The organism is Nocardia stercoris, from assembly GCF_003696265.1.
Taxonomy (GTDB): Bacteria; Actinomycetota; Actinomycetes; order Mycobacteriales; family Mycobacteriaceae; genus Nocardia; species Nocardia stercoris.
This window is the reverse complement of sequence record NZ_RFFH01000022.1, coordinates 61,069-85,109: the sequence shown is the minus strand read 5'-3', so window position 1 is coordinate 85,109 and position 24,041 is coordinate 61,069. Positions and strand designations below refer to the sequence as shown.

The following is a 24,041-nucleotide window of genomic DNA, read 5'->3' as shown; positions in this document are numbered from 1 at the left end:
CATCGGCCTTCGACCAACCTGAAGGTCAACTCGTGGCGGTGGTCACAGGTGCAGTGCGGCCCAGGAGCCGAGCAGCAGGACAGGTACTCCGCCCAGGCCCAGAGCCGCGAACTTCGCCGGTGCGATGCGGATTCCGTGAGCTCGGCAGCGTTCGGCCCACAGCAGGGTGGCCAGTGATCCCCACATCGTCACCAGCGGGCCGAGATTCGTGCCCAGCAACGCGTCGAACAGCCGTGTGTGGTCGTGGCCGGCAGCGCCTTCCATGGCCAGATAGGCGGGCAGATTGTTGACCACATTGCTCGACACGGCGGCGGTTGCCGTGGTCGCCGCGCCGGAGTCGCCGGCCAGGTGAGCCAGCACGCTGCCCAGACCGTGCCGGGTGATCGTCGCGACCACGAGAAACATCGCCTCGGTGGTCAGCACCAGCCGCCACGGCAGCAACGACCGGTCCAGCCGGGCCGGCTCGCGCAGCGCGAACACGGCGGCGGTGATGATCGCGGCGACCACGGCAGCGGCCCAGGGTGCGACTCCGGCGGCGACGGCACCCGCGAACCCGAGGCAACTGGCAGCGCAGACCCGGAAGGTCACCACGTCCGCCGACCGCACCGCAGCGGGCACCGAATAGCGTCCGGTCAGATCGCGCCGGAATATCAGGGCGAGGTAACCGACGGTGATCGCGACCGCGACGACCGCCGGCGCGGCCATCTGCCCGGCGAACGCGATGCTGGAGATTCCCGTGTGCTGCTGTGCCAGCAGATTCGTCAGGTTCGACACCGGCAGCAGCAGGCTCGCGGTGTTGGCCAGCCACACGACGAGCACCACGAACGGCATGGGCGGCAACCCGAGTCGGCGCGTGACGGTCAGGACGACCGGCGTGAGCAGGACCGCGGTGGTGTCCAGGCTCATGCCCACGGTGACGAGTGCGGCCAGTACCGCGATCAGTCCGAACAGTGCCCACACCCGGCCGCGCGCGAGCCGGGCACACGCTCGGGCAGCGGCGTCGAATACCCCTGCGGCGTCGGCCAGTTCGGCCAGGACGGTGACCGCGACCAGGAACACCAGAATCGGCCCGGCCCGCAGGACGCCGATATCGACTGCGTCCGCGGACGGAAGCCACCCCGTCACCAAGGCCAGCGTCGCGAGCCCGACCAGAATCACCCACATTCACCCCAGCATGCCAACACCGCGTCCGCGCGGCCCGGCCCGGGACGTGGCTAGGGCGCCACCGCGCGCGGGGTGGGCACTCGCGACCCCGCTCCCCGGTCGGCTCGCGTGAACGCCGAGCACTCCGGGCATTCGGCGATCACCGGGTGCCGGCATTCGGCGAGGTGGGCCAGGAAGCGGTCCGTGGCACGCAGCAACGCGAGCCGGCGGCTGATCTCGGCCCGTTTGCCGGCGATCAGCCGTAGCCGCTCGTCGTGTGCGCTGCTGCCGAGTTCGCGGATCTGGGCCAGCGACAACCCGGTTCGCTGCAGGATCAGGATCATGCGGCAGCGGTCGAGCACGTTGGGGGTGTAGCTGCGGTGGCCGGACGGGCTGCGTTCCGGGTGGAGCAGTCCGACGGACTCCCAGTGCCGCAGGACGTGCGCTTCGATGCCGAGCTCCGCGGCGGCGTCGCCGATCCGCAGCTCCTGAACAGTGGTCACGATTCGCCCCTTTACTTCAGGTCGACCTTAAGTTTTAGCCTGCCATGGATCACGGCGGAAGACCAGTCCGCCGGGACGACCAACGGAGGCGAGAGATGTCCGATCCAGTGCATTCCCCGAGCATCGTCGACTGCTGCGTCGCGGCGGCGGAGCTGGCCGGGGGTGCGATCCGGCCGCGGCCGGTCGACGAACGATTCCTGCGCTCGATCACCGATGCGGGGCTGCCCACGCCCCGGCGCACGGTCCGGGTGACGGCCCTGGAGCAGGCGCCGCGCTCGGTGCCGACGGCGATGGTCGTGGAGGGCGCGTTCGCCCCGCGCCGGATCACCAGCTCCCTGACCACGTTCGTCGTCACACACCCCGAGGCGACCTTCCTGGTCGATCCGAGCGTGTGTCTCGACGCGAAAAACCGTGCCATCGCCCAACTTCCGGCGATCCTGCGCGCGGTGGTCACCCCGCCGGACACCACACTGGCGACCGTGACCGCCCTGTCCCGCGAACCCGGCCTGCCCGCACCGGATTTCGCGCTGCCGACCCACGCCCACTGGGATCACGTCTGCGGACTGCTCGACCTGCCCGGGCTGCCGGTCCACCTGCACCGGACCGAACACGACTGGGTGAGTACCGGCACGGTGTCACCCGTCGGCGGAGTGCGTGATTCGCTGCGGGACCGCCCGGTGGTCGACTACGACCTCGACGGCCCGCCGGTGCTCACCTTCACCCGCAGCCGCGACCTGTTCGGCGACGGCAGCGTGGTGCTGGTCGCCCTGCCCGGCCACACTCCCGGCAGTATCGGGGTCCTCGCCCACACCGATCGCGGCTGGGTCCTGCTGGCCGGCGACGCCGCCTGGCACTACCTCCAGGTCGACAAGATCCGCCAGAAGTCCGCCTACCCGGGCAATTTCGTCGACCACGACCGGGACGAAGCCTTCAAGACCCTGCACCGATTGCATGCGATCCGGCAGATGGTCACCGTCGTCCCCACCCACGACCACGACGCGGCGCAGCCGTTGCGGTCCCAGGAGACGGTCGTGCACTGAGCGCGGGCGCACCGAGCGGAGTGAGGTCGTGGCGCCTCGCTCCGCCATCCCGGGTCACGGTGAAATCCTGGTCGAGGCGGACGGTCCGCGCGGCACTCACAGTCTGCGAGCGAAGATCTCCGCGATCGCGCGGGCTCCGGCGCTCGGATCAGCGACCAGTTCCGGGGGCAGGATGTGCGCGTTCCACAGGGTCGCGAAGCCGTGGACCAGCGACCACGCGGCCAGCAGGGCCGAGCCGTCCTCGGCCGCCTCGACTCCGATGCCTTCGGCCAGCAGCGAATACGCGCGTTCGCCCGCGGCGGCCACGGCGGGGTCGTCGGCGCGGTAGAGGTCCGGGCGGAACATGACCTCGAAGTGCGCGCGGTGATCGGTCGCGAAACGTACGTAGCTGACCCCTAATTCGACGATGCCGCGGCCGCGCACCAGCTCGAGCTGGTCGGCCAGCAGGTCGAAGCCCTCGGTGGCGAGGGCGGTGAGCAGGCCGACCTTGTCGCCGAAGTGGTGTGCGGGGGCGGCGTGCGAGACGCCCGCGCGGCGAGCCAGGTCGCGGAGGCTGAGGGCGGACGGGCCGTGCTCGTCGATGGCCGCGACCGCGGCCGCGAGCATGGCGCGGCGCAGATCGCCGTGGTGGTAGGGCTTCGCGTCGGTCACCTGACGACCCTATCCCAATCTAGTCATTGACAAGTTCGACTCCGGCGGTGTCCAATCTTTCCATTGGCAAGATCCGAGGAGAGGTCGTCATGGCTCCACTCATCATCCTGATCACGGTCACCCTGGCTGTCCTCGCCGCGGGCCGGCTCGGCGTCGCCGCCCTGCGCGATCCGACGGTCGCGCTGCGCGGCGGACTGGCCGCGATGTTCACCACCACCGGCCTGGCCCATTTCATCGGGCTGCGGCACGAGCTGATCGCCATGGTCCCCCCGGCGCTCCCCGCACCCGGATTCCTGGTGACGCTCACCGGCGTGCTGGAGTTACTTGGCGCCGTCGGCCTGCTGTGGCAGCCGTGGACAGCCCGGTGGGCGGCGATCGGGCTCACCGCCCAGCTGGTGCTGATGTTCCCGGCGAACGTCTACGCGGCGATCGACCATCAGTCGACCGCGTTCGAGGACCGGCTCGTCCCGCGCACCCTCATGCAGATCGTGTTCCTGGCCGCGACCGTCACAGTGGTCGCCCGGACCCGGCAGACGCCGGCGAAACTTCCGGCTTGACCTTGCCCTAAGGGCAGGGTTGCACGATGTATTCGACGCCGGAGACACCGGCCGAGAATCACCGAGGAGTCCCGATGAACGCCAGCAGCTCGACCGCCGACATCCTGCACCGCCAGCTGGTCCTGCCGGTCCGTGCCACCCGCGCCGGCCTGGGCGCGGCAGCGGGCCAGGACCCGGCCGCGGTCGCCCGCCACACCGCGACCGTGATCCCCGCTCTCACCGCTGCCGCCGACCGCGTCGCCGACCGGCGCGGCCGCCTCGAACAGCGCGCCGAAAAGCACACTGCCACAAGGTCGTTCCCCGACCGCCGTCGTGCCGCCTACGCCGACGCGCTCGCCGCCGTCGACGGCATCCACACCGCGTTGACCACCGCGGCCGCCCGCCTCGACCGCTGACCGGCAGTCCACCGCCACAATCGAATACAGCTCACCCACGGTTGAGCGGCCCCGGATTCGTTCGGGGCCGCTCCGCGTTTCGCCGGCGAAGCGTCGCCCCGCGGCACCGCGCAGGTCAGCCGGGCGTTCACCGAGCGACTACACGCGCACGTGGCGCGGCCTCCGACGTGCCTCGCCACCGCTACCAGGCACCCCGCCGCCCCCGGACACGCCGCCACTGCCAGGCACCCCGCCGCCCCCGCCGTCGGCCGAGTGATGCAGCGGGATCCGGCCGAATCACCAATGGCTGCCGATGAACTGGAGTTGAGCGGGGGCCATCGACCGCCAGAAGTCCGCGTTGTGCCCGCCGTCGGGGAATTCACCCGCGGGCGCCGGCGACAGGCCACCGACGAAGTCGAGGGTGGCGTTGTAGAACGGATCGCTCGTGCCACAGTCGATCCGCACCGGGATACCGGACAGCGCGGCCTCCCGCCCGAACACGGTGTGCGCCGCGAAATCGTCCGCGTCGTCGAACGCGCCGGCCGCGGATTCACCGAAACTGTGCCAGAGCGCGGGACTTTCGGCCGCCACGGAGGCGACCACCCCGGGCCCGAGCTGCGAAGCCAGCCACAGCGCCCCGTAGCCGCCCATCGACCAGCCCAGCAGCGCGATCCGGCTGGTATCGATCCCCAGCCCGGCCAGGACCGGCAGGAATTCGGCGGTCACCATCGCCCCGGCGTCCTCACCGGAATTCCGCGGATGCCAATAGCCGTCGCCGCCGTCCACCGCGGCGATCGCGAACGGCGGTGTCCCGGCCGAAACAACCTGCGCCAGAGCGGAATCCAGCCCCAGCCCGGCGAAGGCGTCGTTGTGGGTGGCCCACCGGCCGTGCAGCGCGATCGCTACCCGCAGCGGCCCGTTCACCTGCACCGGCGGATACGCCAGACTCCACCCGCAGGTCGCGCCCCCGCGCGCCGCCGACACGAACTCCCCGCTCACGATCTGCCCCGGCTGATAGGCCGTCCGCCGCAAAGTCGTTGTGACCGCAGTGGTTGCGACCTGAGCCGAACTGGTGGGCGCGATTGCCGAGCGCCCCGGCGCCGCGCACGCCGCCAACGCCAAACCCCCGCCGAGCAACGCGCGACGACTGAACCTCCGGTCGATCATGGGTCCCGATGATACGGGCCGTGGCCTCCGCCCAGCCCATGCGCGTCTCGAGGGCCCGGCCTCGGTCCCCACCCGAAGGCGGAAACGAACTCCCGAAGGGCTGACTCCGAGCCGACTACTCCACCGCACCGGCAACACCCGCGAGCCCGGCAAACAGGAGGTATTCAGATGACGAGCCCCCAGCATGTCCCCGGACGAGAACTCACCTTCGAGGCCGGACTTCGCCCCCGCAGAGACCGCCGAAGGCCCCGAGCCGACCGGCGACACGAAGGATCCGTCCACCGCGGTACCGGCCACACCCCGGGCAGGCGGTCACCAAGTCGGAATGGCCCTCGAACTGGAACCCTGACAACGAAAGACCAAGGGCTCCCGGCACATCCGAGCCGGGAGCCCACCGCCCGTCCGCGCGTTCCCGGCCAGTGTGGGCCGGGAACGACGTGAGCCGACGGGTCAGCGAGTGACGATCGTGGCGGAACCGTGGCCGAACAGGCCCTGGTTCACCGCGATGCCCGTGCGGGCGCCCTCGACTTGGCGGCCGTCGGCCTGGCCGCGCAGCTGCCAGGTGAGTTCGCAGATCTGGGCGATCGCCTGGGCGGGGATCGCCTCGCCGAAGCAGGCGAGGCCGCCGCTGGGGTTGACCGGGACGCGGCCGCCCAATGCTGTTGCGCCGCTGCGCAACAGGTCTTCGGCGCCGCCGGCCTCGCAGAGGCCGATGTCCTCGTACCAGTCCAGTTCCAGGGCGGTGGACAGGTCGTAGACCTCGGCCATGGACAGGTCCTGCGGGCCCAGGCCCGCCTCCTCGTAGGCGGCGTGCGCCATCGAGGAGCGGAAAGTCAGGTCCGGTGCGGGGACGGCCATCGCGGAGTCGGTCGCGAAGTCGGGGAGGTCGATGACGGTCTTCGGGAACGTCGGGGTGACCGTCGACAGGGCCTTGATCCGGACCGGGTCGGCGATGCCGTGCTTGCGCGCGTAGTCCATCGAAGTCAGCACGAGCGCGGCGCCACCGTCGCTGGTGGCGCAGATGTCCAACAGCCGCAACGGATCCGACACGATCGCGGAGGCGGCGATCTCCTCGGCCGACACCTCCTTGCGGTACCGGGCGTACGGGTTGTTCAGGCCGTGCCGGGCGTTCTTCACCTTGACCGCGGCGAAGTCGTCGAGCGTGGCACCGTGCAGCGCCATGCGGCGGCGGGCGTAGAGCGCGAAGTAGATGGGGTTGGTCGCGCCGAGCAGGTGGAAGCGCAGCCAGTCCGGGTCGTCGCGGCGCTCGCCGCCGACCGGCTGGAAGAAGCCCTTCGGGGTGGTGTCGGCCCCGACCACCAGTGCCACATCGGTGAGCCCGGCCAGAATCTGGGCGCGGGCGTTGGCGATCGCCTGCGCGCCCGAGGCGCACGCCGCGTAACTGCTGGAGATCCGCGCGCCCGACCACCCCAGCGCCTGCGCGAAGGTCGCGCCGGCCACGAAGCCCGGATAGCCGTTGCGGATGGTGTCGGCGCCGGCGATGTACCCGACGTCGAGGTGGTTCACACCAGCGTCGGCGAGCGCCGCGCGGGCCGCGACCAGCCCGTATTCGACGAAGTTGCGGCCCCACTTGCCCCACGGGTGCATGCCCGCGCCGAGGACCGCGATGTCCCGATCGTTCTCAGCCATTGACCGGCCTCCACATCCACACCGTGTGCTCTGCCTCGTCGTCCTCGTACAGCACGCCGACGGTCAACTCGACCGGCATGCCGACGGCCAGGTCGTCGACGGTCAGGCCGCGCACGACCTGCCCGAGGATCACCATCTTCTCGACGTCGAGTTCGACCGCCGCGATCACGTAGGGCTCGAACGGGTCCGGCGAGACATACGGGGCCGGCGGCTTGTAGCGCGCGTCGGCGTACGACCAGATCCGCCCCCGCGTGGAGAACAGGTACTCGACGAGTTCGGACCCGTCCTTCGGGCCGGTGCACTGCGGGTTCCGGCAGGCCAGCGTATTGCGTGGGAAGTACGGCGTGCCGCAGGCAGAGCACTGGCTGCCCTTCAGCCGTACGTCGTCTCCATCCGCAGTGAACCAGTCTGCCACTGCGGGGCGTTGTTCTTTCTGCACCAACCCGACGTTATAGGAACACGTTCTACTTTTGGGGCGAAATCCGATCCGCCGGTTCGCGGGCGAAGGTACCGTGAGAACGGATCCAGGATGTCCGGCATCCGCGAGTCGATCTGGAGTAGCACGCCGCGATGGAAGCCAAGCCCATTGACCCGCAGTCGATCTGCAATGTCACGATCGTCGGCGAACCCGCCGACACGGCCGCGGTGATCCACCGCCTCGCGCACCCCGCGGCCACGGTCGAATGGGCCGCCGACGGCGTCGATCACACGATCCACCTCGCCGAGCTGTCGATCCACGCGCCCATTGCCCGCCTGGAACGGTCCATCCGCGTCGCCGACGGCGTGATCGCGATCGTGGACGCGGTCGCCACCGCCCCGCGCCTGGAGACGGTACTGCAGGTCGCCGACGACCATCAGGTCGCGCGCCTGTGCCTGGTCACCGGCCTCGATCGACCCGGCGCCGACTTCGACCGCTGTCTGCGCACCCTCGCCGACATCCGCGGCGCGGTCCCCCTCGCCCTACAGATCCCGCTCGGCCTCGGCATCGACTGCGCGGGCGTCCTCGACCTGCCCACGATGTGGGAGCTCGAATCGATGGCCGAATTCTACGGCGGCCATTGGCAAGTCGCCGAGCAGTGGTACCGCACGCTCACCGACACGGTGACCGAACAGGACGCCGCCCACCCGTTCGGCACCCCGAGATTTCCACCCGCCCAACTGCACAACCGCATTCGCCACCTGACCCGCATCGGCGAGGTGGTCCCGGTCCTGTGCCGCGCACCGGCCACCAGTGACAACATCGCCTCGCTCCTGGACGCCGTGGTCCGCTACCTACCCTCCCCCATGGACGTCTGCCAGCCCGAACACGCCCTCGACTACTGACGAGCGGGATCCCGCTTCGGGTCCGTCGACAACCCACAGCCCCGCGTTAGGCTGATATGCGCAGGTTCGGGCCGTCGTGCACGGTCCTGCGGATGGTGGTCGTTGTCCAGTAAGGGGCCGAACGATGGATCACCGGGACCAGAGCATCAGCCGGCGCAGCATGCTGGTCGGGGGCACGGCGATCGCACTCGGGGCGCTGACGCAGGCGCCGCGGGTGCCGGCGTTCGCGCCGGCCGCACCCAGCGCACCGGCGGACCGTGAGCAGCGGGCCGATCTGGCGGAACGAGCGATCGTGGCGCGGTATGTGCGTCCGCTCTGGGGGCACCCGCGCAAGCGGCTGGGCACGATGGTGTGGCCGGCGTCGGTGTACGACCGATTGTTCCTGCGATGGAACTACTGGTGGCAGGCGCACCTGCTCGACTGCGCGGTGGACGCCGCATATCGCGAGCGAACTCCCGAGCGCGTGGACCGGGTCGTCGCGGTGGCCCGCGGCATCCACACCCGCAACCTCACCGGCTGGACCAACCGCTACTACGACGACATGGCCTGGCTGATCCTGGCCATCGAACGCGCCGAGCGGCTGCTGGGTGTCCAGCTCGGCACCGCGGTCGGAGACCTGAAGTCCGCGCTGATCGGCGGCATCAGCCCGGTCGTGGGCGCGGTGCCCTGGCGGCACGGCGACGATTTCTTCAACACTCCCGCCATCGGCCCGACCGGGATCGCCATGACGCGGCTGGGTGAGCTCTCCCGGGCCGGTCAGCTCGCCGACTTCCTGCGCACCCGGTTGTGCGACGCGGACAGTGGTCTGACCCTCGACGGTGTGCACGAGCCCGGCGGGCTGCTCAACCGGACCACCCACACCTACTGTCAGGGCGTCACCATCGGGCTGGAGACCGAATTGGCCACGCGTACCGGCGGTTCGGGTCACCATTTCCGGGTCTCCGAGCTGGTCGCCGCCACCGAGGACCGGCTCACCGAGTCGGGCGTGATCGCCGGGGCCGCCGCGGACGACTCCGGGCTGTTCATGGGCATCCTCGCCCGATATCTGGCCGAAGCCGCACTGGCTCTGGGTGACGTGATCGCCGCGGACATCGTCCACACGTCCGCGCGGGCGGCGTGGGAGCATCGCGGCGAGGTCGACGGGCTCCCGCTGTTCGGGATGGACTGGACCCGCCCGGTCGTCGCGGACCCGAGAACCGTTGTGCGGCACACGGCTTCGGCTGCCGATCGGCGACCGAACCTCAGCTGCGACCTGTCGGTCCAACTGAGCGCGTGGATGCTGCTCGAGGCGGATTACCAGCTGATCGCCGCGGGACTCTGAGCCGGGTCCGGCGCCGGCCGATCGGGGCGGCCACCCGCACCCCCGAATCGACAGGGCAGGTACCGGACCGATTGCCGGATGGTGTCCCTAATCGGCCCGCGAAGTCCGCCACGGACTTTCGGCACACCGGCCCCGGGCACTAGGTTGGAACGGGTTCCACCGATCCCCTCCGTGGAACATCAGTGGTTGTCGATCATCCACTCCCTTCGGGCGGGGAAGCGGTCCGGATACGTGACCAGAACCGCTTCCCCACCCTCCCGAAACCGGATACTCGGGCGGATTCGATTGCTTACGCGTCGATCTTGCGAGGGAGAGGCTTATCGTCCGCACGGGGGAGGCGCGGCGGTGCGGCACCGGGGAGACTCGACGGGTTATGGGTATTCGCGAAGGCGGTGCAGTGCCGCAGGTCGAGGAGCGGCTTTCCGGACGGACCGCGGAGCGGTTCCGGCACGTGCCGGGGTGGATGGTGGATGCCGCGGTCACCGTGCTGGTGACGGTGGCGACCGTCGGACCACAGATCGCGGACGGGCGCGCCCCATGGGTGATCGGGCTGGCGCTGACGGCGTCGGTGCCGCTGCTGTGGCGCAGGCGTGCACCGCTGCCCACCCTGTGTGTGGTCGGCACCGGGATCACCGCCCTGGCCTGTGTGCACGCGCTGCCCGCGCTGCCGTATTCGACTGTGGTGTGCGCGTATACGATCGCCGCCTACAGCGGGGCCGTCGTGCGGCTGATCGCGGCGGTGACCGGGGTACTGGGCATCATCGCGTCGCTGGTCGTGCCCGGCGAACCGATCCAGTCCTACGGGTACGCGGCCCTGTCCTTCCTGACCGCGTGGACGCTGGGCACGGGCGTGCGCGCCCGCCACACCCAGATCGAGCTGCTGCGCGAGCGGGCACGGCGCATCGACGAGGAGCGGGTCGCGGCGGTAGCACGGGAGCGCGTACTGATCGCCCGCGATGTGCACGATATCGTCACGCACGCACTGGGTTTGATGATCGTGCAAGCCGAGACCGGCCCGCTGCTCACCGGCTCCGACCCGGATCGGGCGAACGCCGTCTTCGCCGGTATCGCGGATACGGGCCGCGCCGCGGTCCACGAACTGCGGCTCAGCCTCGCCGCCATGCGGAACGGCCGCGACGATGCGTGCCACCAGCCCGGCATCGCCGCGATCCCCGACCTGGTGGATATGTGCGGCCGTAGCGGCGTATCGGCGACGTTCCAGGAAACGGGCGGGCGCCGAGCGGTATCGGGAGAGGTCGACGTGGCGGCGTATCGAGTTGTGCAACAGGCGTTGACGAACACGCTCGAACATGCGCGTGCCGAACATGTGGATGTCGAATTGCGTTGGTCGGCAACAACTCTCACGGTACGCGTCAGCGACGACGGTCGCGGCCGGCACGACACCGCTCGCCGGGGATCCGGTCTGATCGGTATGCGTGAACGTGTCGAATCCTGCGGTGGTGTGCTGCGCGACAACGGATCCGGCCCCGGTTTCGCCCTCGTCGCCGAATTGCCGATCGCCAGGGGCCTGTGACCGTGCGAGTACTCGTGGTCGACGATCAGGACCTCTTCCGCGGCGGCTTCGCCATGATCCTGTCCGCCCAAGCCGATATGACGGTGGTCGGCGAGGCCGCGGACGGCGTCGAGGCCGTCGAGAAGGCCGAGGCGCTGAACCCCGACGTGGTGGTGATGGACATCCGCATGCCCCGGTCGGACGGGGTCACCGCCACCGCGGCCATCTGTGCGCGGACGACGGCGAAAGTACTGGTACTGACCATGTTCGACACCGACGAATACGTCTACGCGGCACTGCACGCGGGTGCGAGCGGATTTCTGCTCAAGGACGCACGCCGCGACGAACTCGTGCAGGCGGTCCGCGTCGTAGCCGCCGGTGACGCACTGCTGTCACCGGCGGTCACCCGCCGCCTGATCGCCGGGCTGACCGAGCCGGGCCGCCCACGCCCGGAGCTGGCGAACCGCCTCGGCTGCCTGACCGACCGGGAACTCGACACCCTGCGTGAACTGGCGCGCGGACAATCGAACGCGGAGATCGCCCGCGCGCTGACGGTCAGTGAACACACCGTGAAAACCCATGTGAGTACCGTCCTTTCGAAGCTGGCGTTGCGAGATCGGGTGCAGGCCGTGGTTTTCGCCTACGAGGCCGGGCTGGTGATTCCCGGGCGCGACCACTCCTAGGAGCGATCGCCGATTCGCTCCTGTCGGCGATGTGTGCGGGCGCCGCGCCGCGCAGCATCGAGGGAATGAAACGCTTTGTGACGGTTCCGATCGCGGTGGTTGTCTCGGCGATATTGTGGCTGCTCGGCACCGGTCTGAACCCGCATCCGGGGGTCGTTGCCCTGGCTCCGCTCCCGGTGTTGCTGATCGCCTCTCGCGTATCGGGCCGGACGGCCTTCGCCTGCGGGTTCGTTTCCTGGCTTCTCGGCGCGATCCCCCTCGTTCCCTACTTCTCCAGCACGCTCGAACAGCCGCCCCTGGCGACCGTCCTGCTGCTCGGTGTCACGGCCACGACCTACGCCGGCCTGATCGCACTGACCGGCACGCTGATCCGGCGCGGCCGACCGGGCCCGGCCGTACTCGCGTTACCGGCGGGCTGGGTTCTCATGGAATACCTGATCGCCGTCGCCGGGCCGTACGGCGCCTGGTGGAGCCTGGCCTACACGCAGGCGGATGTGCTGCCGGTGGTCCAGGTCGCGGCGCTGACCGGGCGGCTGGGCATCTCGTTCCTGATCCTGCTGGTCCCGGCGGTGGCGGCGGTACTGATCGATGTCACCATCCCGCGCCGCTCCCGCATTCGCTGCGCGGCCACAGCGCTCACGATGATGATCGCGGTCAGCGGCTACGGCTTCTGGCAGCTGTCCGGCCCCGCGGGTCACGACCCGGTGCCGGTGGCTCTGCTCGCGGTGGCACAGCCCGAGGACTACGTGCCGGCCGACAGCGCGGCAGGCCGCGACATGATCACCCGAGCCGTGGCCGAGATCGACCGGCTCGCCGACCGCGGTGCCCGAATCGTGGTCCTACCCGAGAAGTCCTGGCGCGCCACCGAATCCACCCTGCCTGCGCTGTCCGGCCCGCTCACCGAGGTGGCGGTGCGCCGCAATATGGACGTGATCGCGGGCGTGCTCCTCACTCAGGGCGGAACCCGCATCAATGCCGCGATCGACTTCCCGTCCGGTGTCGTCTACGCCAAACACCACCTGGTGCCCGGCTTCGAATCCGACCTGAGCGCGGGAACCGAACTGACACAGCTACCCGGCACCTCCTGGGCACTGGCCGTCTGCTTCGACCTCGACTTCCCGGACCTGGTTCGCGCCGATCGCAATCACGGTGCGACTCTGCTCCTGGTTCCGGCCTTGGACTTCCGGGAAGATCATTGGCTGCACAGTCGCATGGCCGTGCTGCGCGGCGTCGAATCCGGTCTCGGCACCGCCCGTGCCGCACAACTGGGCGAACTGGTCCTCGGCGACGCGCACGGCAGCATCCTCGCCTCCTCGAACACCGACATCACCGTGACCCGATCGGTCCTCGCCGACATCCCCCAGCCCGCCGGGCCCACCGTCTACGCCCGCTTCGGCGACTGGTTCGCCGCGGTCGCGGCAGCGCTGCTCGCCATCGCGGTTCTCGGCACCTTCCGATCCCGGACCGCGGACCACCCGCGCCGGTTCCGATGCTGCTGAACGAGACACACCTAGCCGGCGCTCCCCGAACTGCCGGTCGAACCGCCCGCCGACACCACCGGCGCCGGGAAACTCCCGTTCGGTGTACCCAGACCGGTCGGGCCGTCGTAGCCCGCGCCCGCGGTGCAGATGTAGGCCGGGGTGCAGGTCCCCGTGCTGCCCGCGCTGACGTCGTTGAATGCCATTGTGCCCGTGTACAACGTCGAGGCGCCGTCCGCGCCACCCCCGGCGAGCGCGTACATACCGCCGATCAACGGCGCCGACACACTCGTGCCGCCCACCTGCAGCCAGCCGCTGCCCGAGCCGGTCGGACCGTACACCGCCACACCGGTATTCGGGTCCGCGACCGCCGAGACGTCCGCGGACATGCGATGACCGCAGCCGGAGTCCTTCTGCCACACCGGCTTACCGAACACCACGCTGCATCCGCTGCCGGCGTCCGACCACGCGGTCTCCGACCAGCCGCGCGCCGAACCGTCCCGGGTCAGCGAGGTGCCACCGATGGCGACCACGTGCGCGGACGACGCCGGGAACGACAGGCCGCCACCGGAGCCGTCGAAACCGCCGGGTCCCTTGTCCCCCGAACTCGCCACCACCGCGACACCGGGATGGTTGTATGCCCATTCCAGCCCGGCCGCGCCGTTCTCCGAGCCCCCGTAACTGTTGCTGACGACCTTGGCGCCGAACTTGGTCACCGCCGTGTTCGCCGCGGTCGCCAGGTCGCCCAGGTTCCCGGACGCGGCCTCCAGCAACACGATCCGGCAGTTCGGGCAGATGGCACTGGCCATGTCGAGGTCGAGCGCGGATTCCTGCGCCCAGCCGGTGTCCTCCGCGGGCAGGCCGGTGGTCGAACCGTTCTGGCCGACCTTCTGGAAGCACCCGTTCGCCGACGTGCACGGCGGCAGGCCGAACTGCGAACGGTACACGGCCAGATCACTTTCCGCGTTCGCGTACCCCATCGCGTCGACGATCGCGATCGTCGTGGCCGACGAACCGTTCCCGGTGACGTTGTACGCGCTGCGCAGATCCGCGGGCGTGAAGCCGGGCGGTGTCGAGTACACCGCGACATTGCCGGCCGCGTCCGTCACCACCCGCGCGTGGCAGTGCGCCTTCCCGGGCTCCGCGGCATCACCACAGACGTTCTTGTTCCATCCGTGCCCGGGCTTGGGATCCGCCCCCGCCGATGGCGCCACCGACACCACCACAGCCGCACCGACCGCGACCGCCACCGGCCAATTCCAACGCACGAAAATCTCCTACCGCACAACCGCCACCCGAATCGGGCAGCCCGGCACACGATAGACGATCGGCGCTTCTGCGACACCGACTTGCGTCAACAGCCGGCGGCCCGACAGCCACGTCCCGGCACGCAGAATCGTCGCGCCGACCGACCAGCCCCCGGCACTCGACCTCGTATTTCACGGTCGAGCAGCGTTCCAACGCCCGTTCCCAACGGTGATCACTGCCCTATAGTCGTGAAATGTCGGTTGTCAGACGCGGGGGCGTAGAGATTTCGTTCGACGACAGCGGTGGCGAGGGCCGGGCGATCGTGTTGGGGCACAGTCTGTTTCTGGATCGTGGGATGTTCGCCGCGCAGGTCGCCGCGCTCGCGCCGCGGTACCGGGTGATCACGATCGACTCGCGTGGGCACGGGGACAGCCGCGACGACGGGACTCCGTTCAGTTTCTGGGATCTGGCGCGGGATGCGTGGGCGGTGGTGGACGCGCTCGGGCTCGAGCGGGTGGTCGTGGGCGGGGTGGGGCACGGCGGGTTCACCGCGCAGCGGATGGCGTTGCTGGCGCAATCGCGGGTGGACGGGCTGATCACGATCGGGTCGTCGGCCACGGCGATGGATCCGAAGCGGCGCCGGGGGTTCCGGGAGGCGATCGACGCGTGGATCGACAGCGTCCACGAAACGACCACCTCGAAGATGATCGCCTCGCTCATGATCGGCGGCACCGCGCAGGATCAGGATCCGTGGCGGCACAAATGGCTGGCCGGGGACCGATCGCGGGTCCGGGGTGCCGCCGATTGCCTGCTCAACCGCGACTCGGTGCTGGAACTACTCGGCGAGATCCGTTGCCCCACACTGGTTGTCCGTGGCGCGGGCGACTACGCGGCCGGCGCGGCGGACTCCGCCGCGCTGGCGGCGGGCCTGGGTCTGCCGACCGTCGTGCACAACATCACCGGGGCGTCGGTGACACCGAATCTGACGCATCCGCACGAGGTGAACGAGTTGCTGTGCGCCTTCCTGGCCGAGCTGCCGGCCGCTACGGCGACAGCTGGGTCAGCCCGATGAACACCTGGTGCGCGGGACCGGGCGCGGTGCTGCGGTAACGCTGCACCCGGGCCTCGAAAGTCGTTCCGGTACGCGGATTCCGGAGCGTGAAGGTCGGGTCGGTCCGGCCGATGCACACGTGCCCAGCCGACCACATGCGCCGGAAGTCGGGCTGCCCGCTGAGATCCCGCAGCACCTCCTCGACGTCGGCGCGGTCCGGTGCGGACGCGGCGTAGGCGCGGAACCGGCCGGTCATCAACCGCGCCTCCCGCTCCCACTCCTCCACCACGATCCGCGCCCACGGATCGGTGAACATCCAGCGCAGCACATGCCGGGACCGGGTGAGGCCGGGTAGCGCCGCGTCGAAGGCGGCGTTGTGCTCGATCACCCGCCAGCCGTGGTCGAGCGCGGCCGCCAGGTGCGGCAGCAGCGCGTCGAGCATGGTCCGGATCGCGGGGTCCGCGGCGCGCAAGGGCGCCGGTTCCGCCGCCGAGGGGCGCTGCTGGGCCAGGTGGTAGAGGTGCACTCGGTTCGCGGCGTCCAGATCCAGCACCGTGGCCAGCGAATCGAGAATGGCCGCACCGGGATTGAGCGCCTCCCCCTGCTCGATCTTGGCGATGTAGCCGAGGCTGGCATGGGTGGCGGCCGCCAGCTCCTTGCGCGTCATCCCGGCCGGGTAACCGGGGACCGCGCGCGAGCGGCGGTCCCGGACATAGTCGGCCAGGGTCGGTGCGCGCAGCACCGGCGCTTCGGCGCTGGTGTCGATTCGGTCCCCTGCCAACGAATGTCCCTTCTGTCCGTTCCGGCCAGGATAGGCAGGACCGCCGACCCGTGCGCGCGAACCGGACCCACCGGGGCGAGCGCCCCTCCCAGTGGTACCACCGGGAAACGGACATCCTGGCAGGGGTACCGCCCGCCGGCCGAGCCAGTCGTTGGGGTGTCCGCCCGGTTGCCAACCGGCGTTTCGCATTCGATATTTGCTGAGTGAATTCGACGTGGCCGAAGCGAACGGGATGGCATTCGCGCACCATTCGAATCGGGGACAGTTCGTTTCCGTATTTCTTCGGTGCGGATTGCGTCGGAGAAATAGTCGACCGCCTGACGGAACTCGACACCGACCTGCTGATCGTCGTCACCGACGACACCGTGCGCGCCCTGCACGGCGAACTGTTCGACCGTCTCACGGCTCGGCTGCCCACCCACGTGCTCACCCATCCGGCCGGCGAGGGAATGAAAACGCTGGCCTGCCTTTCCCATCACCTCGACGCGGCCGTGATCGCGGGCGCGACCCGGCGGTCGGTGGTGGTTTCCGTCGGCGGCGGAGTTCCCGGAAATCTCGCCGGTCTCATGGCGGGCCTGCTGTTCCGCGGCGTGCGGTTGGTGCACATACCGACCACCACGATCGCGGCCATGGATTCGGTGCTGTCACTGAAGCAGGCGATCAACACGCCGGTCGGAAAGAACGGTGTGGGCATGTATTACACGCCGACCGCGATATTCACCGACGTGCGTTTCTTCGCCACGCTACCGGCTCGTGAATTGCGCTCCGGCCTGTGCGAAATGGCGAAGAACGCCCTCGCGATCCGGCCGGCCGCGCTGCCGCCGCTGCGGGCGGCGATCGCCGACGGCGAGCTGTCCGATCCGGCCGTGTTGAGCTGGCTGCTGGAGGCGAGTATCGACGCCAAATCGGCGGTCACCCGCGAGGACACCTACGAACGCGGGTCCGGCCTGGTCCTCGAATACGGGCATACCACCGGCCATGCCATCGAACTGTGCGACCACCGGGCCCGCGGCGGGGACGGGCTCGGGCACGGGGCCGCGATCGCCCTGGGAATGCTGGTGGCGGCACACATCTCGCACGCGCGCGGCTGGTTGAGCGACGACGAGGTCAGCACCCACTACGAGGTCGTGACCGGCTTGGGCGTACCACCGAGCCTGCCCGGCACGGTGCGCGTCGCGGACGTGCTGCGGGTGGTGGCCGACGACAACAAGAAGGGCTACCTCGCACCCGATCCGGACAGTCTGCCGTTCGTGCTGCTGCGCGGGCTCGGCGAGCCGGCCCGTACCGGTGACCTGCCGCTGGTTCCGGTGGCGCTGACCGAGATTCGCGCCGCGCTCGATGTGATCTCAGCGAATTCCACTGCCCGGCAATTGGTTCGGGCACCCGGCAGTCAGAACGAAGCAGGAGGTGCCCCGTGGACGTGGTGACCGCGTTGCGGCTCAACATGACCAATATCGACGACCCCGCCGCCGCGCACGGACCGCGGTACCGGGCAGCGCTGGAGATGGCCGAGTACGCCGACCGGCACGGGTTCGCCGCGATCAGCTGCGAGGAACACCACGGCTCCGGCACCGGCTGGCTGCCGTCACCGTTACTGCTGGCCGCGGCGCTGGCCGCGCGCACCAGTCGCGTCGCGATCAGCATCAGCGCCCTGCTGGTGCCGCTCTACGACCCGGTCCGGCTGGCCGAGGACATCGCGGTCCTGGACAACCTGACCGGCGGCCGGTTGGCGATCGTGGCCGGAATGGGTTACCGCCCGGAGGAATACGCGGCGCTGGGCCGCGACTTCGCCCGGCGCGGCCGGCTCATGGACGAGGCGCTGGAGATCATGCTGGCCGCCTGGCGCGGCGAGGAAGTCGAGTACCGTGGCGCGCCGGTGCGAGTCACGCCGCGGCCGCTGTCCGCACCGCATCCGCTGCTGCTGGTGGGCGGGATGACCGAGGCCGCGGCCCGGCGCGCCGCCCGTTTCGGACTGCCGTTCTCCCCGCCCATGTCCATGCCGGAGCTGGAGGACTACTACCTGCGCGAGACCGAACGCCAGGGCACCTTCGGTTTCGTGCACCGGCCCGAGCCTGGCAGCCGGATCACCCTGCTGCACTCCGATCCCGAGCGCGGCTGGCAGGAGTACGGCCCGCACATCCTCACCGAGGCCCGTGAGTACGGCTCGTGGCGCCGCGCCGGCCTGCCCCGCCCGCACGAATACGACGTGTCCACTCCGGAGGAGATCCGCGAGCTCGGCTACGCCGAGATCCTCACCCCGGACCAACTGCTCGCCCAGATCGCTTCCGGCCGCACCGAAATCATCGTCAACCCGCTGATCGGCGGCCTGCCGATCGAATCCGGTTGGGAGACATTGCATTTGCTCGCCGATGAGGTGCTCCCCCAGCTCGTCACCCCCGAAGCCGCCCGCGACCAGCCGATCGCCGCACGGTAGGCCCGCATGCTGGCGATCCACGGCGGCACACCCGTCCGGGCCGGAACCGCCTGGCCGCGGTGGCCCGAATACGACCAGCACACCGAGGCCGCGCTGGTCGCCGCGCTGCGATCGGACCGCTGGTCGGTCAGCTGGTACAGCCCGCGCGGCGGCAAGTCCCGGGAACGGCTGTTCGGGGAGGCGTTCGCGCGCTATCTCGGCGCGGGCTACGGGGTGAGCGTGGACCACGGGTCGGGGGCGCTGGTGATCGCGCTGGAGGCGCTCGGCATCGGCCCGGGTGACGAGGTGATCGTCCCGGCCCTCACCTGGGTGGCTCCCGCGACCGCGGTGCTGCGGGTGGGCGCGCTGCCCGTGCTGGTCGATGTCGATGCCGAATCCGGTTGTCTCACGGCTGAATCCATCGCCGCAGCCGTCACGCCGCGCACCCGCGCGATCGTCGCGGTCCATCTGGCGTGCACGGTGGCCGACGTGGACGCGGTGACCGCGGTCGCCGCGGCGCACGGGCTCGCCCTGATCGAGGACTGTTCGCAGGCCCACGGCACCCGCTGGGCGGGCCGGGCGGTGGGCACGTTCGGCGCGATCGGCGTGTTCAGCCTCGGCGCGGCCAAATCCCTGGCGGCCGGCGAGGGTGGGGCGGCGGTCACCGACGACCCCGGCCTGTACCGGCGCATGCTGTCGCTGCGCGCCGACAGCCGCGGCTACACCGCTCTCCCCCCGGCACCGGGCGAATACGAGCTGGTGGAGGGCGCGGAGGTGATGGGCGCCAACTACTGCATGTCCGAACTCACCGCCGCGGTCCTGCTGGACCAGCTGCCGCGCCTGGACGACCAGCACGCCCGCCGGACCCGGCAGGCGGACCGTTTGGCGGCGGGGCTCACCGGCGGCCTGTACCCCGTCCCGGTGCCCGCGCAGGTGGACCGCCGCGCCGTCTACGAGTACGGAATCTCCTTCCGCCCCGGCACGTTCGGCGCGGCCACGGTGGAACAGGTGGCGGCCGCGCTGACCGCCGAACTCGGCACCCGGGTCTATCCGCCCCGCATGCCACTGCACCGCAGCGACCTGTTGCGGCCGGCGACCAAACCGCGCTTCGCCGGCATCTGGGCCGGCGCCACCCACGCCGCGGAGTTCCCGGGCGCGGACCACTACCGCGAGCACACCCTCCTCCTGCATCACAGCGCGCTGCTGGGCCCGGCCCGCGATGTCGAGGACATCCTGACCGCCCTGGACAAGGTGCGCGTCCACTCCGGCTCCCTGCTCACGAAAGGCGTTCGCGCATGACCACTTCGGACCTGATGGCCAAACGGGAAGGGCTGGCCGTGGACGGCCTGCGGCTGCGCCGTGCCCGCGAGGACGACTGGGATGCGCTGCGCGAGTGCTACTCCCGCGCCTTCGGCGGGGTGCGGACCGCGGACTTCGACAGCTGGCGCCGGCAGTTCCGGCTCACCGATATCGCGGTCGCCGAGGACGTCTCGGATCCGGACGCGCCGTTCGTGGTCGGCACCGCCGCCGTGCTCCGCACCACGGTGACCGTGCCCGGTGGCGCCCAGTTGCGGGTGGCGGCGTGCGCGCAGGGCATGGTGTCGGTGACCCACCAGAAGCGCGGCCTCTACTCCAAACTGCAGGCCGAGCTGATGTACATCGCGCTCGAGACCGGCGCGGACGTGTTCGCGGCCATGCCGGGCCCCGGCGGGAACTACGGCGGGGTCGGGGTGGCCGGGCACACCCGGCACCTGCGCATCGACCGGTCCCGCGCGAAACTGCGTGCGGGCGAACAGGATCCGACACCGGTACGCGAAGCCCGGCCGCGGGCCGCGCGGGCCGCCATGCGCGCGGTCTTCGAACGCTGGCAGCGCACCACCCCGGGCGCCCTCGATCGCGGAGAGTTCTTCTGGCCCAGCACGTTCGGTGAGGACTCCTGTGTCCTCACCCATCCGGACGGCTACGCGGTGTTCGACCTGGCCGGATCGACCGTGCTGGTCCGCGACTTCTGCGCGCTCACCGTCGGCGCGCACCGTGAACTGCTCCGCTGCCTGCTCGGCCACGGCGAATACACCGACATCGTGCTGGACACCGCGGTCGACGACCCGACCCCGTTGCTGCTGCAGGACACACGCACCGCGGCCGTCACCGGCGTGGACACCGGGGTGTGGATGTGGATCCTGAACCTGCCCGACGCGATGCGGCGGCGCAGCTACCGCGCCGACTTCCGCGGGGTGCTCGAGATCGCCGACCCGTACGGCATGAGCGGGGGCCGGTTCAGCCTCGACATCGTCGGTGGCCGAGCCCTGTGGGGTCCCGCCGCCGAGGGCACCCCAGCCGATCTGTGCCTCGGCCCGGGCGAGCTGGCCAGCGTCTATTTCGGCGCGCACACCGCGGCCGAACTGCACCGCGCGGGCCGGATCGAGGAGTTCTCCGCCGGCACGGTCGCCGCCCTGGACCTGGCCTTCGCCCCCGACCGCCGACCGTTCAACACCACCCCCTTCTGACCCTTCCGATTTGCTCCGAGGACACCTATGACTGCGCGCCCCGCCCGACTCACCGCCGCCGCCAAGAAGTTCCTGATGTGGGACCCGAATCCGGCTCTGTTCGGCATCACCATCCCCTGCCCGGTCCCGGTCCGCATGGACCTCGACGAGGCCCGGCGGATGATCACCACGATCATGGACACCCACGAATCACTGCGCGGCCGCTACAGCTACGGCATGGACGCGACGCTGGAGATCGAGCCGGAGTCCGGTGGCGTGGTCGATCCCGACCGGGTGGACGTGCGCGCGGTCGACATCGAGGGCATGGATCCCGGTGCGCTGGTGGCGTTGCTGGAACAGGAGTCCGAGGCGAACAATCTGCGCCTGGACCCGCCGAACGGCCGGAACGTGACCGCGGTGCTGTTCACCCGGTCGACCGACGTCAACATCCTGCTGCTCACCGTCCACCACGTCGCCATCGACGGCGTCGCCATGTGGGTGCTGTGGGACGACGTCGCCACCTACACCCGGCAGTGGGAGGCCGGGGAACCCGTTGCGCTGCAACCGGAATCGACCACCGGTGCCGAATGGGCGGAATTCCTGGAGGACTACGCGCCCTCACGCGCCGGCGAGCTGGACTATTGGCTGGCCGCCTCCGACAGCGAACCGAATCTGCTGGAACGCGCGCCCAGCCCGGCGGCCGTGCACGTGGACGGCGTGATCGAGGGCCCGCTCGCCGAGCTGCTGCTCGACGAACTGCCCGCCGCGCTGGAAGCGACCTACACCCGGATCCTGCTCGTCGCATTGGGTTTGGCCATCGAGGACGTGACCGGCACGGCCCGGCCCATCCAGGTCCAGAAGCACGGCCGCTACAGCCGCTTGCGGCCCGGCACCGACCTGAGCCGGACCGTCGCCTGGCTGTCGGACGACTATCCGTGGCTGGTGCGTCCCGCGACCGGTTCGGCCGGTGCCCGCATGCGCGCGGCGATCGCCGAATATCCGCGGCATCCCGAGGATTTCACGCTGCTGTGCTGGCACCACCCGCAGAGCTGGCCGCACTTCATGACCTTCAACTTCCCGAAGTTCTACTTCAACTTCCTCGGCGACGTGGGTGTGTGGATCCCGGACGCGCACTCGCGGGAGCAGGCGCGCCTGACCGTGTTCGACCTGAGCATGTTCCTGGGTGCCAGTGAGAACGAAGGCCAACGGCGCGTGCACTATTCGGTGCACTCCCCCGACGGCGGCCTGGGTGCCGAGCGGGTGCACGAGATCGTCGACCGGTGGCGCGAGATCCTCGCCACCGCCGGCGCCGGCGAGACCGCCGCGGCGGGGGTGCAGGCGTGAGTCGAATTCTGATGGCGGCCATCGGGAGTCGCGGTGACATCGCACCGCTGACCGGGCTCGCCGCCGGGCTGCGCGACGCCGGGCACGAGGTGACGGTGGCCGGGCACGCCGTGTTCGCCGATCTGATCACCGAGTGCGGCCTGACCTTCCGAGAGATGCCGACCAACCTCGATATCGACATGACCGACCCGAATGTGGACCGGGAGAAGGCGGTGCGGCAGTTCGCGTCGCCGAACGGGGTGCGCGCCACCGGGAACGGACTGATCGAGGCGCTGCGCGACGAACCGGCCGACGTGCTGTTGCTCGGGCAGCTCACCGAGTTCGCGGGCTTCCCACTGGCCGAGGCGAAGGGGATCCCGGCGGTCGGGGTGCGGTTCCAGCCCATGTCGGCGACGGCCGCGCATCCGCCGGCGGCCATGGGCGCCCGGTCGTTCGGGCCGCGCGGCAACCGGTTCGCCGCCGACGCCGGGGCGTGGCTGGCCGATCGGGTGCTCGGCGGGGTGGTGTCGGGTTTCCGCCGTGATCTGGGCCTGCCGGACGTGCCGGTGCGCACGCTGCGGCACCGGCGGACAGCCGCCGAATGGCTTGTGCTGCACGGTTATTCGCCGACGGTATCGCCGCGGCCGGCCGATTGGCGGCCGGGCCTCGAGGTGACCGGGTACTGGTGGCCGCCGCGGCCACGGGACTGGACGCCGCCGGCCGAGCTGCTCGACTTCCTCGCCTCGGGACCGCCGCCGGTCTTCGTCGGCTTCGGCAGCCTGGTGAACACCGCCGAACACGGCGCGCACATGTCGGAACTGGTGGCTGCCGCGCTGCGGGAGGCGGGCGTGCGGGGCATCGTGCAGGCCGGCTGGCTGCAACTGGACGTGCGCGAAGACGACATCCTCACCGTGGGCGATGTTCCGCACGACTGGTTGTTTCCGCGCATGGCCGCCGTGGTCCACCACTGCGGTGCCGGGACCACGGCGGCGGGCCTGCTCGCCGGCGTGCCCGCCGTCGGTGTTCCGCTGTACTCGGATCAGCCGTTCTGGGCCGAGCGCCTGCGCGCCCTCGGGGTCAGTCCGGCCACGATCCCGTATCCGAAACTGACCGCGAGCTCGCTGGCCGCGGCCATCCGGGCCGCCACCGGAGATCCGGCGATGCGGGCGCTGGCCGGGGAAGTGGCCGCCAGGATCGCCGAGGAGAACGGTGTCGCCACCGCGGTGCGGGCCCTCGAGAACCACTTGGGCGCAACCGCTACGGCGTCTTGACCGACCTGCACCTGCATCTGCCCGGGGTCGCCGTCGACCGCACCGATGTTGTCCGCGGCCACCCC

The 24,041-nt window shown here is 70.4% G+C and carries 23 protein-coding genes; 15 read left to right on the top strand and 8 right to left on the bottom strand.

The window, feature by feature from the left end:
- Positions 1-42: 42 nt before the first annotated feature.
- Positions 43-1,164, bottom strand: a complete 1,122-nt coding sequence (locus tag EBN03_RS30580; RefSeq protein WP_122191645.1) for an ArsB/NhaD family transporter — start codon at positions 1,162-1,164, stop codon at positions 43-45.
- 50 nt (positions 1,165-1,214) lie between these two features.
- Positions 1,215-1,646, bottom strand: a complete 432-nt coding sequence (locus EBN03_RS30575) for a MerR family transcriptional regulator (RefSeq protein ID WP_158675794.1) — start codon at positions 1,644-1,646, stop codon at positions 1,215-1,217.
- A gap of 95 nt (positions 1,647-1,741) precedes the next feature.
- Here EBN03_RS30575 and EBN03_RS30570 point away from each other — a divergent pair, with 95 nt between their 5' ends.
- Positions 1,742-2,686: an MBL fold metallo-hydrolase gene (locus tag EBN03_RS30570; RefSeq protein ID WP_122191643.1), complete on the top strand. Its 945-nt coding sequence runs from the start codon at positions 1,742-1,744 to the stop codon at positions 2,684-2,686.
- Positions 2,687-2,782: 96 nt separating this feature from the next.
- Here the strand turns inward: EBN03_RS30570 and EBN03_RS30565 are convergent, their stop codons facing one another.
- A complete protein-coding gene (locus EBN03_RS30565; protein ID WP_122191660.1) occupies positions 2,783-3,292 on the bottom strand; it encodes a TetR/AcrR family transcriptional regulator in 510 nt (169 codons plus the stop codon).
- A 134-nt stretch (positions 3,293-3,426) separates the two neighbouring features.
- Between EBN03_RS30565 and EBN03_RS30560 the strand changes: the two genes are divergently transcribed.
- Together EBN03_RS30560 and EBN03_RS30555 are read left to right on the top strand one after the other, a co-directional pair.
- Positions 3,427-3,894, top strand: coding sequence for a DoxX family protein (locus EBN03_RS30560; protein WP_122191642.1), 468 nt, complete (start codon positions 3,427-3,429; stop codon positions 3,892-3,894).
- 74 nt (positions 3,895-3,968) lie between these two features.
- Positions 3,969-4,289 carry a hypothetical protein gene (locus EBN03_RS30555; protein ID WP_147471765.1) on the top strand — a complete coding sequence of 107 codons (321 nt, stop codon included), beginning with the start codon at positions 3,969-3,971 and terminating at the stop codon, positions 4,287-4,289.
- Positions 4,290-4,565: 276 nt separating this feature from the next.
- On the opposite strand, the gene EBN03_RS30550 is transcribed toward EBN03_RS30555, so the two are convergent.
- The 3 genes from EBN03_RS30550 to EBN03_RS30540 all read right to left on the bottom strand — a co-directional run bounded on the left by EBN03_RS30550 (position 4,566) and on the right by EBN03_RS30540 (position 7,524).
- On the bottom strand, positions 4,566-5,435 hold the full coding sequence (locus EBN03_RS30550; protein ID WP_122191640.1) for an alpha/beta hydrolase-fold protein: 870 nt from the start codon (positions 5,433-5,435) through the stop codon (positions 4,566-4,568).
- 450 nt (positions 5,436-5,885) lie between these two features.
- Complete coding sequence (locus EBN03_RS30545; protein ID WP_122191639.1) at positions 5,886-7,085, bottom strand: lipid-transfer protein; 1,200 nt, start codon at positions 7,083-7,085, stop codon at positions 5,886-5,888.
- Positions 7,078-7,524: a Zn-ribbon domain-containing OB-fold protein gene (locus tag EBN03_RS30540; RefSeq protein WP_456093820.1), complete on the bottom strand. Its 447-nt coding sequence runs from the start codon at positions 7,522-7,524 to the stop codon at positions 7,078-7,080. The genes EBN03_RS30545 and EBN03_RS30540 overlap by 8 nt, the downstream gene beginning before the upstream one ends.
- Positions 7,525-7,655: 131 nt before the next feature.
- On the opposite strand from EBN03_RS30540, the gene EBN03_RS30535 reads away from it, so the two are divergent.
- The 5 genes from EBN03_RS30535 (at position 7,656) to EBN03_RS30515 (ending at position 13,424) form a co-directional block, all read left to right on the top strand.
- Positions 7,656-8,408: a GTP-binding protein gene (locus tag EBN03_RS30535; RefSeq protein ID WP_122191637.1), complete on the top strand. Its 753-nt coding sequence runs from the start codon at positions 7,656-7,658 to the stop codon at positions 8,406-8,408.
- Positions 8,409-8,532: 124 nt separating this feature from the next.
- Entirely contained in the window at positions 8,533-9,729 is a 1,197-nt protein-coding gene (locus EBN03_RS30530; protein ID WP_122191636.1) for a glycoside hydrolase family 76 protein, read from the top strand.
- Positions 9,730-10,102: 373 nt separating this feature from the next.
- Positions 10,103-11,263, top strand: a complete 1,161-nt coding sequence (locus EBN03_RS30525; protein ID WP_122191635.1) for a sensor histidine kinase — start codon at positions 10,103-10,105, stop codon at positions 11,261-11,263.
- Positions 11,260-11,925, top strand: coding sequence for a response regulator (locus tag EBN03_RS30520; RefSeq protein ID WP_122191634.1), 666 nt, complete (start codon positions 11,260-11,262; stop codon positions 11,923-11,925). The genes EBN03_RS30525 and EBN03_RS30520 overlap by 4 nt, the downstream gene beginning before the upstream one ends.
- Before the next feature lie 65 nt (positions 11,926-11,990).
- Positions 11,991-13,424 carry a nitrilase-related carbon-nitrogen hydrolase gene (locus tag EBN03_RS30515; protein ID WP_158675793.1) on the top strand — a complete coding sequence of 478 codons (1,434 nt, stop codon included), beginning with the start codon at positions 11,991-11,993 and terminating at the stop codon, positions 13,422-13,424.
- A gap of 11 nt (positions 13,425-13,435) precedes the next feature.
- Here EBN03_RS30515 and EBN03_RS30510 read toward each other — a convergent pair whose 3' ends face one another.
- Positions 13,436-14,671 (bottom strand): S53 family peptidase, encoded by a 1,236-nt coding sequence (locus tag EBN03_RS30510; RefSeq protein WP_199743036.1) that lies wholly within the window; start codon positions 14,669-14,671, stop codon positions 13,436-13,438.
- A gap of 233 nt (positions 14,672-14,904) precedes the next feature.
- Here EBN03_RS30510 and EBN03_RS30505 point away from each other — a divergent pair, with 233 nt between their 5' ends.
- Positions 14,905-15,723, top strand: coding sequence for an alpha/beta fold hydrolase (locus EBN03_RS30505; RefSeq protein ID WP_122191631.1), 819 nt, complete (start codon positions 14,905-14,907; stop codon positions 15,721-15,723).
- Here EBN03_RS30505 and EBN03_RS30500 read toward each other — a convergent pair.
- On the bottom strand, positions 15,695-16,483 hold the full coding sequence (locus EBN03_RS30500) for a helix-turn-helix transcriptional regulator (RefSeq protein WP_158675792.1): 789 nt from the start codon (positions 16,481-16,483) through the stop codon (positions 15,695-15,697). The two genes, EBN03_RS30505 and EBN03_RS30500, sit on opposite strands and share 29 nt — an antisense overlap.
- Before the next feature lie 203 nt (positions 16,484-16,686).
- Here EBN03_RS30500 and EBN03_RS30495 point away from each other — a divergent pair, with 203 nt between their 5' ends.
- The 6 genes from EBN03_RS30495 to EBN03_RS30470 are packed head-to-tail and all read left to right on the top strand — an operon-like array spanning position 16,687 to position 23,976.
- Positions 16,687-17,910 (top strand): 2-deoxy-scyllo-inosose synthase, encoded by a 1,224-nt coding sequence (locus EBN03_RS30495; RefSeq protein WP_122191629.1) that lies wholly within the window; start codon positions 16,687-16,689, stop codon positions 17,908-17,910.
- On the top strand, positions 17,898-18,917 hold the full coding sequence (locus EBN03_RS30490) for an LLM class flavin-dependent oxidoreductase (RefSeq protein ID WP_122191628.1): 1,020 nt from the start codon (positions 17,898-17,900) through the stop codon (positions 18,915-18,917). Before EBN03_RS30495 ends, EBN03_RS30490 begins: the two co-directional genes overlap by 13 nt.
- Positions 18,918-18,923: 6 nt before the next feature.
- The gene (locus EBN03_RS30485) at positions 18,924-20,195 is read left to right on the top strand and encodes a DegT/DnrJ/EryC1/StrS aminotransferase family protein (protein ID WP_122191627.1); all 1,272 of its coding nucleotides are present in this window, start codon (positions 18,924-18,926) and stop codon (positions 20,193-20,195) included.
- The gene (locus EBN03_RS30480) at positions 20,192-21,403 is read left to right on the top strand and encodes a GNAT family N-acetyltransferase (RefSeq protein ID WP_122191626.1); all 1,212 of its coding nucleotides are present in this window, start codon (positions 20,192-20,194) and stop codon (positions 21,401-21,403) included. Before EBN03_RS30485 ends, EBN03_RS30480 begins: the two co-directional genes overlap by 4 nt.
- A 27-nt stretch (positions 21,404-21,430) precedes the next feature.
- Positions 21,431-22,726 (top strand): condensation domain-containing protein, encoded by a 1,296-nt coding sequence (locus tag EBN03_RS30475; RefSeq protein WP_122191625.1) that lies wholly within the window; start codon positions 21,431-21,433, stop codon positions 22,724-22,726.
- Positions 22,723-23,976, top strand: coding sequence for a glycosyltransferase (locus EBN03_RS30470; RefSeq protein ID WP_233608749.1), 1,254 nt, complete (start codon positions 22,723-22,725; stop codon positions 23,974-23,976). The genes EBN03_RS30475 and EBN03_RS30470 overlap by 4 nt, the downstream gene beginning before the upstream one ends.
- Positions 23,977-24,041: the final 65 nt, after the last annotated feature.